Annotated in this window: 9 protein-coding genes; 1 reads left to right on the plus strand and 8 read right to left on the minus strand. The window is 37.4% G+C overall.

Annotated features, from left to right (window positions below):
• The first annotated feature begins 124 nt into the window (after positions 1 to 124).
• A complete protein-coding gene (locus tag F823_RS0100705) occupies positions 125 to 844 on the plus strand; it encodes a PepSY domain-containing protein (RefSeq protein ID WP_002845453.1) in 720 nt (239 codons plus the stop codon).
• Between the two features lie 78 nt (positions 845 to 922).
• Here the strand turns inward: F823_RS0100705 and F823_RS0100710 are convergent, their stop codons facing one another.
• The 8 genes from F823_RS0100710 to F823_RS0100745 all read right to left on the minus strand — a co-directional run bounded on the left by F823_RS0100710 (position 923) and on the right by F823_RS0100745 (position 12,483).
• A complete protein-coding gene (locus F823_RS0100710; protein ID WP_002843295.1) occupies positions 923 to 1,981 on the minus strand; it encodes a galactitol-1-phosphate 5-dehydrogenase in 1,059 nt (352 codons plus the stop codon).
• A 98-nt stretch (positions 1,982 to 2,079) separates the two neighbouring features.
• Positions 2,080 to 3,120 carry a zinc-binding dehydrogenase gene (locus tag F823_RS0100715; protein WP_019595253.1) on the minus strand — a complete coding sequence of 347 codons (1,041 nt, stop codon included), beginning with the start codon at positions 3,118 to 3,120 and terminating at the stop codon, positions 2,080 to 2,082.
• 189 nt (positions 3,121 to 3,309) lie between these two features.
• Positions 3,310 to 4,584, minus strand: coding sequence for a PTS galactitol transporter subunit IIC (locus tag F823_RS0100720; protein ID WP_002845456.1), 1,275 nt, complete (start codon positions 4,582 to 4,584; stop codon positions 3,310 to 3,312).
• A gap of 73 nt (positions 4,585 to 4,657) precedes the next feature.
• A complete protein-coding gene (locus tag F823_RS0100725; protein ID WP_002843240.1) occupies positions 4,658 to 4,936 on the minus strand; it encodes a PTS sugar transporter subunit IIB in 279 nt (92 codons plus the stop codon).
• A gap of 18 nt (positions 4,937 to 4,954) precedes the next feature.
• Positions 4,955 to 5,413, minus strand: a complete 459-nt coding sequence (locus tag F823_RS0100730; RefSeq protein ID WP_002845458.1) for a PTS sugar transporter subunit IIA — start codon at positions 5,411 to 5,413, stop codon at positions 4,955 to 4,957.
• A gap of 246 nt (positions 5,414 to 5,659) precedes the next feature.
• Positions 5,660 to 8,581 carry a sigma 54-interacting transcriptional regulator gene (locus tag F823_RS0100735; RefSeq protein WP_019595254.1) on the minus strand — a complete coding sequence of 974 codons (2,922 nt, stop codon included), beginning with the start codon at positions 8,579 to 8,581 and terminating at the stop codon, positions 5,660 to 5,662.
• 103 nt (positions 8,582 to 8,684) lie between these two features.
• The gene (locus tag F823_RS0100740) at positions 8,685 to 11,771 is read right to left on the minus strand and encodes an ABC transporter permease (protein WP_019595255.1); all 3,087 of its coding nucleotides are present in this window, start codon (positions 11,769 to 11,771) and stop codon (positions 8,685 to 8,687) included.
• A 10-nt stretch (positions 11,772 to 11,781) separates the two neighbouring features.
• Positions 11,782 to 12,483, minus strand: coding sequence for an ABC transporter ATP-binding protein (locus F823_RS0100745; protein WP_002845462.1), 702 nt, complete (start codon positions 12,481 to 12,483; stop codon positions 11,782 to 11,784).
• Between the last annotated feature and the right edge of the window lie 195 nt (positions 12,484 to 12,678).

Below are 12,678 nucleotides of genomic sequence, written 5' to 3' on the forward strand. Positions count from 1 at the left end.
TTTTCTTTGGATCATATATTAGATTTTTTTCATAAATTTTAATTTTTATTATCAGTAAAGAGGTTCTTTTATATAGATCTTTATTGTATAATTATATTGCTAGTTTTTTTAAGTGGAGGTAACTATGAATAATAAAAATAAGAAGATACTTGCCCTAGGACTATGCAGCATTATGTGTATAACAAACGTAGGATGCAGTAGCTTAGGTAAAAAAGAATCAAAGAAAAAAGTAGAAACAAACGTAGATTTGTCAAATATTAAAGATATCAGAACTGTAAAGGTAAACCAGGATCAGGCTATGCTGAGATTTACAACACAGAACAAGGCTGGCTCTATATCAAGCCTTATACTTAAGGAAAAAGATGGAAAATACATCTATTCAATAGACGGTATAGACAAAAAAGGCCAGGGAATAATCATGACTGTAGATGCTAAGACTAGTGATGTGATATCATCAAAGCCTATAGTAGCTGCAAGTGCTGAAAAAAAGGCCAACGTCTTAAACTTTTCAATCATCAAAGACTTAAAATTGGCTATACAGGCAGCATTCAAAAATGTAGACAGGGACGTTTATAGTCAGATAGATTCTTATAAATTGATGTATGCAAACAATAAGAACATATACAAGTTTACTTTTTCTAACGGAGAAACTGAAAAAGAAAAATCTAAGAAAAAGACTGTATATATAGATGCATCTAGTCTTAAGGCTATAGGCAAAGAAGAAGAAAGCCAGATTAGATCTTTTGAAGAATCATTAAACAATCCAACTCCTACATCAAATGACAAGGCCAGTGCCACTAATTCACAGGACGGATCAGGTAAAGTAACAAAATCTACAAACTAATATCACAATAAACAGACCCCTATATAATCAAAAATGATTGTATAGGGGTTTTATAGCTAAAAATCTAATATTTACTTTTTATTCTGGTTTACCATTTGGATAGAAAAGAACCTTGCCTATGCCTGGAGTTCTTTCTGCTATCTTTTCAAATATTTCAGGACCCTCACTTAGGTCTAACCTATGTGTTATAAGAGGTGATGGATCAACTGCTCCTGTCGCCATAAAATGCTCTGCACTCGTCCACTCTTTGCCTGGGAATGGTGAAGATACTGAGTTCCATGAACCAAATATTGTAAGTTCATTTCTAACTATTCTCTCAAAATAGAATCTCTCAATATTTATATCTCCATATGGTATTCCTAGGAATACTACCTTCCCACCCTTTTTAGCTAGGGCAAACACCTGGGCTGAAGTTATCTTTGAACCAGCAGACTCAACAGCAACATCTACACGTCTACCGTCAGTTATTTTTTCCAATTGTTCATGTGGAGGACCATCTAAAGAATTAATAGTGTGTGTAGCCCCTAGACTCATAGCTAGGTCCAACTTAGACTGGTCTATATCTATTGCAACGATCTTTCTAGCTCCAAATATCTTGGCCCACTGGATAGCCAATAATCCAATTGTTCCACATCCCATTACAGCTATATCATCCCCTGGCTGCAACTGAGTTTTATAAAGACCATGTAGTGCAACACAAGAAGGTTCTACCATAGATGCCTTTTCAAAGCTAACCTCGTCTGAAATTTTAAGGACATTTTCAGCAGGTAATTTTGTATACTGGGCAAAGCATCCAGGATCTTTGGCACCTATTACTTTTAGAACATCACATCTTGCAAATTCACCCTTCTTGCATGACTCACACTCTCCACAGTATAGTGTAGGACAACCTGTCACCCTGTCACCAACCTTTAGGTTAGTCACACCAGGTCCAACCTTCTCAACTACACCTGAAAACTCATGTCCCCATACCATGCCTTCAATGTATGGACCAAGTAAAGAATACCTATGTCCATCTGAACCACAAATACCAGCAACCATTACCTTTATTATTACATCGTCATCTTTTATTATTTCAGGCATTGGAGCTTCTTCATACCTAATATCTCTAGCCTTATATAATCTTAAACTCTTCATTTATTTGCCTCGTTTTCTTATATCTTTTTATTTTTCTTACTCTAATGTAGAGTTTTAATATTTTTATATTCTTAAATATTTTTATATCTTTTCTTATCTTATAATTTTGAAGAATCGACTGCTACCTTAATTTCCTTACCAGCCATCAAGTCTTCTATACCTTCATGGAATTCACCTAGTCCAACAACCTTGGTAATTAGGACCTCTGTATCTACCTTGCCCGCTGCAAGTAGTTCTAAAGAAGTGACCCAAGCACTTGGCTTTTGTGATCTTGTACCAACATATGCTATTTCCCTCTGGATTATTGTTTCCTGGTCCATTTCATTGAACTTCTTGGCAAATATACCAAGCTGAACAAAAGTAGCCTTCTTCTTTAATAGTACAAGGGCATCGTTTACTGCCGGCATAAATCCAGAACAGTCAAAGCCCTTATCTACACCATAGCCCTCAGTCATTTCCATAATTACATCTTTTAAAGACTCAGCTTGAACATTTACTGTCCTATCTACACCTAGTTTTTTGGCAAATTCAAGTCTTTCCTTATCCTTTTCTATACCAGTCATTATAACTGTAGCCCCCTGAGATTTAACTACCTGAGCAAGTAGTAGTCCCATTGGTCCTGGTCCTATAATAAGTACCTTGTCACTTGGTTCTATTGTAGTCTTTTCCAATGCTGCATGGACACAGCATGCTAGGGGTTCTGTCAATGAAGCTGCAAGTAATGATACACTTTCTGGTAGTACATGGACACTCTCTTCCCTAGACAATACATACTCTGCAAATGATCCATTTACCTGAGTACCTATACCCTTTCTAGATGGGCAAAGATTGTAGTCTTTTGATGCACAATATATACACTCTTCACAAGTTTCAAAAGTTGTCTCTGATGTAACCCTGTCTCCTATCTTTACATTTTTTACATCTGGACCAACCTCAACTACGACACCTGAAAATTCATGACCCAAAGTTACAGGAGTCTTTATGTTTGCGTATTCTCCCTTGAAGGAATGAATATCAGATCCACAAATACCACTGTATGCCACCTTAATCTTTACCCTATCCCCATAAACCTGAGGTTCTTCTAGGTCTAATAACTCGACATTGTCATAACCTGGCCTTGCCTTTACCACTGCTTTCATACTTTTCTCCTTTCAAATTACCATAATCATTTAATGCTATATCTAGCCACACTCAAACGACTATCAAACTAGCTATATTGTAATTGACCTTAGCCTTATATTGTAATTGACCTTAGCCATTATGGAAAACATTTCCATATATAAAAAACTCTCCTTTGTACACCTGTACAAAGAAGAGTTTTAATAAACTTAGAATAAGCCCATCGCCTTGACTATCTCTGAGAGCTTGAATATACCCCATTTATACAAGTTACCACCAGCATCTATAGAAGATACCATTGTAGTTCCCTTTGGTAGCATATTTGCCTGAGAAAGTAGCTCTGTATGTACAGGTGCAAGATCTGTTGCCATATATAACGCTAGTGCTATTACTATTGTTCCTGTAATTACTGACTGTACTATGTTACCCTTTCTAAAGCATACGATGAATGCTATATAGAATGGTATAGTAGCCAAGTCACCGAATGGAAGTACCCTGTTTCCCGGTAGTATTACTGCTAGGAATAGAGTTATAGGTACTAGTATTAGAGCTGTTGAAAGAACTGCTGGATGTCCAGTTGCAAGAGCTGCATCTAGACCTATGTATAGTTCTCTGTCTCCATACTTAGACTGTAGATAGTCTCTTACTGCCTCTGAGATTGGAATTAGACCTTCCATTAGGATCTTAACCATTCTAGGCATCAAGAACATTACTGCACCCATTGATATACCTGTATTAAATACCTTGGCTACATCATAGCCTGCAAGTCCACCAAGAATGAATCCTAGGATTATACCCATCATCATTGGCTCACCGAAGATACCAAATCTCTTCTGGATTGTATCTGGGTCTGTATGTATATTACCGATTACTGGTATCTTTTCTACTATTTTACCAACTAGGAAACCAAGTGGTGCGAAAGATGCTGTTGAACCTGTTGGTAAACAAACACCCTCAAGTCCATAGAAGTCTCCCACATACTTGGCTGTTTTGTCTGCCGTAAATAGTACCAATAATTCCATTATGATTGCACATATGATTGCCCATGTATAACTTCCTGTTACAACGTAACCGAATGCACCGGCTACTATAAAATGCCAGTAGTTCCATAAGTCTATGTTTAGAGTCTTAGTCAACTTGAAGTAAATTAATATTAAGTTAACACCCAAGCAAACTGGTATTATTATCGGTGCTACTGGTGATGCCCAAGTAGCTGATGCTGTTGTCGGCCAACCAACATCTATTACTGTCAATGAAAGACCGAAACGTTTTACCATTCCCTGTGCTGCTGGTCCTAGAGTTGAAGTTAGTAGGTTAACTACTAGTCCAATACCAACAAATCCTATACCTATTGTAAGACCTGACTTTAAGGCCTTGGTGAACTTGATCTTGAATACCATACCTAATAATAGGATTGTAATCGGTAGGATTACTGTCGCACCCATGTTAAGTATGTACTGCACTACTGCTAATACTTTATCCATTTTCCCCTCCTGAGTTATAAATTATATATAATAGCTTTTTACTAATATAAACAGATAAATTAGATTGATTTTATTATACTAAGTGGTCTAGTATCTTCTGGTCTAGAGCCTTAGTATTGATACCAGTAATGTATGATGTAGCTATTATTGCTGGTATCTTGTATGTAGTTGGTAATATTGTTGTAGAAACTATAAGGTCAGCTTCATCCTGTTTAGAAGCAACCTCAGCTATCTTACACTGGATTATTTCTGCATCTATGTTGTTGTCTTTTACTAACTGCTCAACCTTACCACATACTACTGTTGATGTTGCTATTCCTGCTCCACATGCTACTAAAATTTTCTTTTTCATTTTTCTACCTCCAAATAATTAAATGTTAAATATAATGTTTTCTAATTCTTCTTTACTAGACGAATTAATAATCTTTGCCATTCTTTCCTTGTCCTGGAATATGCCCATCAATTCTGTTAAAACTTCTAACTGACTGTGTGGCTGGTTTAAACCAAGCATAAATGCTGCTCTTACATCTAGTATAGCGCTTGCATCTTCCATAGAACTAAATTTTACTGGTTCCTTAAACACTGCTACAGCTATGAATTCTTCTTTTACATACTCTGCATCAGTGTGAGGTATAGCTACTGCAAAATCTTCTAGCTGGATACCTGTAGGGAAATTATCCTCTCTCTTCTTGACATTCACTTCAAACTCATCTGTCACCTTGCCTAGTGAACATGCCTTCTGTGATAGTATTGTAAAAAATTCTCCCTTATCTGCTACAGATAAATCATGGAAAACTAATTCTTTTTTAAAATATTCCTTTAATTGCAAGTTTTTGTCCTCCTAACATAATCCATATAGTCGGCCTATTGAGTAGCCAGTATATTTTCTAATGCCTTATATATAGCAACTACCGTGCCAACTTTGCACAAAAAAGTAAAATAACGTTTTTTTGCTTTCAATTAAGCTGTGGCAAAGGTTTCGACTTTAATTTTTTTCAGAAAAATATTTTCCTAAACATAAAAAACAAATATAACAAAAAAAACCACAATAATTGCGGTTTTTTCTGTTATAGACCTAGTCTACAAATATGTCCATTATCTCTTTTTTACTAGTAGCCTTACTTATCTGTTCTATCTTGTCATCATCTCCAAGTATCTTGAACAATTTCTTCATCTCAGCCTGGTTGTTCTCCTTGATAGCTATAAGGGCAACACAGTCAACCATGAACTCATTGTCCCATACTATCGGCTTGCTAAGCTTGGCTATGGATATTACTGGCTTTTTTACATTCTCAGGTAAGCCATGAGGTATTGCTACCTTTGACTTAAAGACAAGGGTGCCCATGGACTCTCTCTTGTATACACTAAGTATGAATCTCGAGTCTACATAGCCTTTCTCCTGTAACCTTGCAACCATGCTGTCTATCACGTATTCTTTGGATATACCTTCAAAATTTTCATAGATAAATTCTTCAAGGATTATATCACTTAATCTACCCTCACTTGTTCCTGATAGTTTAAGATCGTCGTCTTCTTGATAGCACAAGTTTACAACCTCTTCTATACCATACCCAGAAAGAACTTTTCTGTAATTTATATATGGTATATTCTTGTAATTTATACCAATCGTTCCTACTATACATACAATTTTCTTAGTCTTTTCTATTTCTTCAAGCCTGTTTTCAACACCGATTTCATCCAAAAATCCTACAGGTATAACATTTATATCCAAACCTCTCGTCGATATACTACTGTCTAGTAACTGCTTTAGGTTTTTGGCATTTCCATGTCCACTCAAACAAAGGGATATTACAACCTTTTCTCGTTCTTCTTTTTCAGTATATTGGTCCTTATTTTCATCACTTGGATTTTTGTTTATCTTATCGCAGTAGTCAGATATATCTTCAAACTTTTTAGATTCTATAGCCGCCATCTTACCTATTTCCATGGCTAACAAGGTATCTACCCTAGATATAGTCTTGGTCTTTATCTTAAATCTTTTTTCAACTTCATTTCCAATTATGACTAGTGAACCCATGTCTATTAAAATTATAAGTCCATTGGGTGCATTTATAGAGCTTATCTGAGATATACATTTCTCAATTCCCTCTGATGAAGAGGATTCTAGTGGTATTTCAAGACCTATAGTGCATTCTACACCCATAAGGTTGTTGACTACATTGGCCATTTCTATACCAACTTTGCCGTGGGTTACTATTAGTACCTTTACATTTTCCTTGACCTTGTCATCCTTTATGCAGAACTTATTGATATAGTAGGCAAGGTATCCCAACTCATCTTCGGGAATAGATAACTTGGATATATTTTCTGATATACTCGCAATGTACCTAGCCAACTCGTATTCTTCCGGCATAGATGAAGATATCTTAGAAAGACTTGGATTTACTATTTTCTTTCCATTTTTTATCCTTTCTAGAGTATGTTGAATATGTATAGCAAGTGCTGGATACAAGGATGAGTTTATATGTTCATACTGGGTCCTTAACATTGCTATGACCTTCTGCATTATCTCAAATACCTTCTCAGACATCTCACCGTTTATATATGACTTTAGCTCTTCTCTAACTGCTGCAGACCTGTCTAGGATCAACTCATCAAACTTCTTGTCTAACTTTCCAAGGAATATATTTTTTATCTCCTCTTCACTATAGTGGCTGTGACCCAGGATCTTAAGCTCTTTTTCGGCATATTGGTGGATTTCTGATATTGCATTTTTATGCATACCTGTAGATGTTGACTTAAAGTCACTTATATCTATAAATACATCCTCTATCCAAGAGAATACCTCCTTGTCAGAAGACTTTCTAACATAAGACCTCAATGAATCTTCCCCGACAAATACAAAATCTTCCCCGATTTCAATCTTAGAGAATGCCCTAGCACAGGTAACCTGTATATCACTTTTTAGCTGACCTATATTCCCACTGCACTTGTAATTCATCAGCTTGTTTATGACATTCTTGGCTATAACAAAGTTTTTATTCACCCTCTTTGCCTCTATTTCAAAGAACTTGAGTATAAGTTTGTACCTTTCTTTTTTTGGTCTCGAATCAAGACTTGGAAGCTCTATTATCATGGGAATCCTTCTCTTAAATGTATTGAGAAGGTCAGAATTTGGGTCTCCAGTTGTGGCACAAATTATCAGGACCTTGGCCTTTCTCTCAGCTGTTGTCTCGCCAAGTCTCCTATATACTCCCCTGTCAATCAAGGAAAATAGGATTTCCTGACCTGTTGATGGTAGCCTATGGACCTCATCTAAAAATAAAATACCACCGTCAGCCCTCTCTACGATACCCTCCTTGGAAGAATCAGCACCTGTGTAGGCCCCCTTTTGAACACCGAACAAGTGAGCTATAAGCAAGTTGGGATTTTCTGCATAGTCAGCACAATTAAAAACTATAAATGGACTTCCCTTTTTCTTGAAGCCATTAATTACAGAAAATCTGTACATACACTCAGCCATATCGCTCTTACCAACTCCTGTCGGTCCGTGTATAATTGTGTTGAGTCCATTTGGAGGATACATCATGGCAGACTTGAGTGATGATATCTTTTCCTTAAGACTTCCATCTGCACCTATCAACCCTTCAAATCCATCCTTTTCGTCAAGCTTGTCTTTTACAACCTTGATCTTGTTGGCGTAATCGCTAGCATGACTATAGTCTATGCCATCCTTATTTTTTGCCTCTATCTCCTTCATAAGACCTCTTACCTGAGACCTTGATATCACAAAACCATCATCTAGAAGAATATCCGTTATATACCTATCCGTATAATCAGCCTTTGCCAGCATTATCTTTTCCATAACACCTATAATCAGGGCCTTTCTCCTATTATTAGAAGATGCTATATTAGATCTAGTTCTAAGGCTCGTAACCTTACTCCTAGAAATGCCTAGCTTTTGTGCTATCTCTTGGTCAGTTAGAGGATTTTTCTTATCTTCATTTTTTATAATACTCAGTAATTGATCTTCCATAATTACTCCCCCTCTTGTCTTGCTATAAATTATTCTGCATATATATTTATTATCTATTCTACATATATATTATATCTTCAACTTTACTTATAGGCTAAGAACCCTAGTCAACGGATTTTAATGCCTCTAACATATTCAGTTTCTTTAGTATGTGGTTTACAAAAAATCCCAGTAGCAACAAAATCCCAACTACTGCTATACAAGGAGCAGTATATACAAATAGACCTATACTTGGATTAAACATTATATTGTCTGGTGGTGCTGAATTGAGGATAATCTTATGAAGTATGCCTCCCATAAATATACCAAATCCAATACCTATAAGAGATAATATTATAGTCTCCCTGTATATATACATGGTCACTTCCTTATTCAAAAATCCTAAGACCTTGACCGTAGATAGTTCACGTATTCTTTCGTCAAGATTGATATTTGTGAGATTGTATAGGATTACAAGAGCCAGAGACAATGACATGACAGTAAGTACAAGCATGACTTGTGTCAGCGAGCCCGTAATAATATCGACTTGAGAAATGACGTTGGTATTTTGCCCTACTCCCCTTACTCCCTTCAAGTTCATAAATCTTGAAGTTACTTCCTTGATATTTTTAGGCGACCTGTCCTTCATTGATACTAGGTAGCTATTTGGTTGAACAAGCTTGCCATAGACCCTTGAGTAGCATTTTGAATCCATAAATACAAAGTGGCCTGCATACATTTCACAGATTCCTCTAACCTTGAGATTATAGTCCTTGTCTTTACTATTCAATTTAAAGCTATCTCCTACTTTTAACTTGAGGATCTCAGCCAATTTTTCAGACACTACAATACCATCTTGACCTAGGTCTAGCTTAGTAGAGTTCTTACGGTCTTTAAGGACAATATATTCCGAGAAGTCATCTCTAGGACTAACCATCAAATTTATATCTTGAGGATCAGATTTTCCTTCTACCTTCTGACTGATTGTCTCTGCATATATAGGAAGGTATCCACTGATATCTTTAGACCTGAGTAGCTTGTCTATAGCAACTTGCTCATCCTTAGTTACCCTATCTTCCTTAGATACAAGGGCATCATACCTGATTATATCCTTAAATTGCCTGTCCTTGACTCCGTTTATAGATGATGCTATACCCAGTCCAGCAAATAATAGGGCTACCGAACCAGCCACACCGAATATAGTCATCAGCATCCTTTGCTTGTAGCGGAAAATATTACGGGCTGTGACCTTGTGGTTAAAACTCATCCTTGACCAAACAAAAGTTAAACGCTCCAAAAATATCTTAGAACCCTTGCTTGGTGGCTTTGGTAGGAGTAGCTGTGATGTGGTTTCCTTTAGCTCCTTGTGGGCTATGTAGACTGCTGGAACGACGCTACACATCATAGAACAGATAAATGCAAGGGCAACTATTCTCCAGTCCCAATAGAGACCAATACTTGGCATTGTAGTATCTGCTAGAAGAGATGTAGACAAAATATATGGTATGCCGTACATTCCCAATATAGAACCTAGCAGACTTCCACTTCCACCGGCAAATAGACCATATATGGCAAACTTCTTGATAACATCCCTATCAGTATAGCCCAGGGCCTTTAAAATTCCTGCATTATTGCGCTCTTCATTTACAAACCTAGTCATAGTAGTAATGGTCACTAGGGCAGCAACTAAATATAAGACAAGGGGGAATACATCAGAGACCTTGTTAATGCCCATAGATGTAGATTGGACTGTCTTGATTCCGTCCCCTCCTGGTAGGGTCCTCCTAGTATATACTGTATATTTAGGAAGGCTCAAACCATTGACCAAATCCTGTGCATGGCTAAGGTCAGACTTGGCGTCTTTAATTTCTTTAATCGCTTTTTCTTTCTCTACTATATAATCTTGTCTTTTACTGTCCAATTCCTTTTGAGCCTTGCCTATTTCATACCAACCCTTGTCAATTTTAGACTTACCAGCCTGGTATTGGGCCATACCCCTTCTGTATTCTCCCTCTTTGGAAGATATGACGGACCTTGCCCTGTCATATTCAGCTACCCTTGCCATGCCAGATTCATATTCCTTTAGACCAGTCATATACTTTTCATAGGCAGGTTGGAGCTGACTCTTGTCCCCATCAGGTCCTAGACTCTCAGACTTATGGTCGAGGTCTTTCTTCGTGGCATCCAACTGGGCCTTGACTGATGCTAATTTGTTACGTGCCTGTTCTACTTGGTCTTTCTGAGAATCCAGGCTAGCTATTGACCTGTCTAGGGATAGCTTGGCATTCTTTAATGTCTTACGGCTACTTTCTAACCTGTAACTAGCACTTTTAAGTTCAGCCTTCTTTTGGTTTATAGTATTTTGAGCCTTGTTTAAGCTTGTCTCACCTTGCTTTAATTTATCTTCAGCATCCCTTATCTTGGACTTGCCCTCATCGATTTCTTCCTCTACCTTGGACCTTATAGTATCAAGCCTAGCCCTTGGATTATCTGCCAAGGCCTTTTCTAATCTCTCTTTATGGTAGTCTAGTCTCTTAAAATAGTCCTCACTGGATGAGCTGATTTTTCTTAGATCATCAAATCTGAATCTAGCTATCGTATATGTATCCGCTTTAAAATTGTCCTCTGTAATTAAGCAATATCCATCTAAAGACCCCGAACCCACAGATGAATTTCCCATAGCAGACTTGGATATAATTTCACTAGAATTTACAAATCCACTTATAGTATACTTGCTATCCCTAAGTTGAGACTTGTCTTGGTCTTTTTCAACTAGTTCTATCCTATCTCCCAATTTATATTTATCCATATAAGTTGAGCCCAGGGCAATCTCACCTTTTTTGTCAGGAAACCTACCAGATAATAGGTCAAATTTGGAGATAAATTTAGGCTTTGAAAATGCACGTATAGAACTTCCAGACTTAGCTATAGTAGCATCTGTAAAATATCCAAACTCTAGATCTCCATTCTTGACAAGACCCTTCAACTCCCTTGTATCGTCTTTGTCAAGACCATAATCACCGATAACAGCCAGGTCTAGGAGTCTTTGCCTTTCAAAATATGCATCAGACCCCCTATCAATATCAGGACCTGTCACCTTGAGACCTATCAAGGTCATAGAACCCAACATCATCAAGAGCATAATAGAAATAAATCGCCCCTTGCACTGGATAAAGGCCTTGACTATGGATTTATTTAAAGTCTTTTTCATATCATGCCTCCTAGTACTCTAAACTATCTATGCTCTGTGGATTTGGATTTAAGTCTATTGACCTAACTCTTGAGTCATGCATCCTTATAACCCTATCAGCAATCGGTGCTAGTGCTACATTGTGGGTAACAATGACCACAGTTGCCCCTTGGTTTTTGGACATATTCTGGAGTATCTTGAGAACCTGCTTACCAGTTTGGTAGTCAAGGGCTCCAGTAGGTTCATCACATAGGAGAATCTTTGGGTTTTTGGCTACTGCACGAGCAATTGCAACCCTCTGCTGCTCTCCACCAGATAGCTGAGACGGAAAATTGTCCAAACGTTCTCCTAAACCCACTGCCAAGAGAGCCTCTTCAGAATCCTGGGCATCTTTTACAATATCAGAAGCTAGTTCAACATTCTCCTTTGCCGTCAAGTTAGGTACTAGATTATAGAATTGAAATACAAATCCTACGTCATTTCTACGGTACAGAGTCAGGTCCCTGTCGTTGAATTTGGCTATATCAACCCCATCAATTATGACCTGGCCCTCATCACAGGTATCCATGCCACCTAGTATATTTAGGACAGTGGATTTACCGGCACCGGATGCCCCTAGTATCACCACTAGCTCCCCTTTTTCAACCTCAAAATTTATATCGTTATTGGCTATGATCTGGGATTGACCTGAGCAATAGCGTTTATAGCAGTGCTTCATCTCAATATAGGCCATGTCTACCTCCTTAGATTTATATTTTAAATAGTATCATATTTTGAATTTATTTACACCTAATAATTGCCTTATCTGTAGCAATTGATTTACCTATATTTATCATAATCGAGTAGGGAGGACTTTCTCCTCCCTCTCACACCACCGTACGTGCCGTTCGGCATACGGCGGTTCAATTCATGTAATAATCTAAACAAC

The sequence above is a fragment of the Peptostreptococcus anaerobius VPI 4330 = DSM 2949 genome, from assembly GCF_000381525.1.
Taxonomy (GTDB): domain Bacteria; phylum Bacillota; class Clostridia; order Peptostreptococcales; family Peptostreptococcaceae; genus Peptostreptococcus; species Peptostreptococcus anaerobius.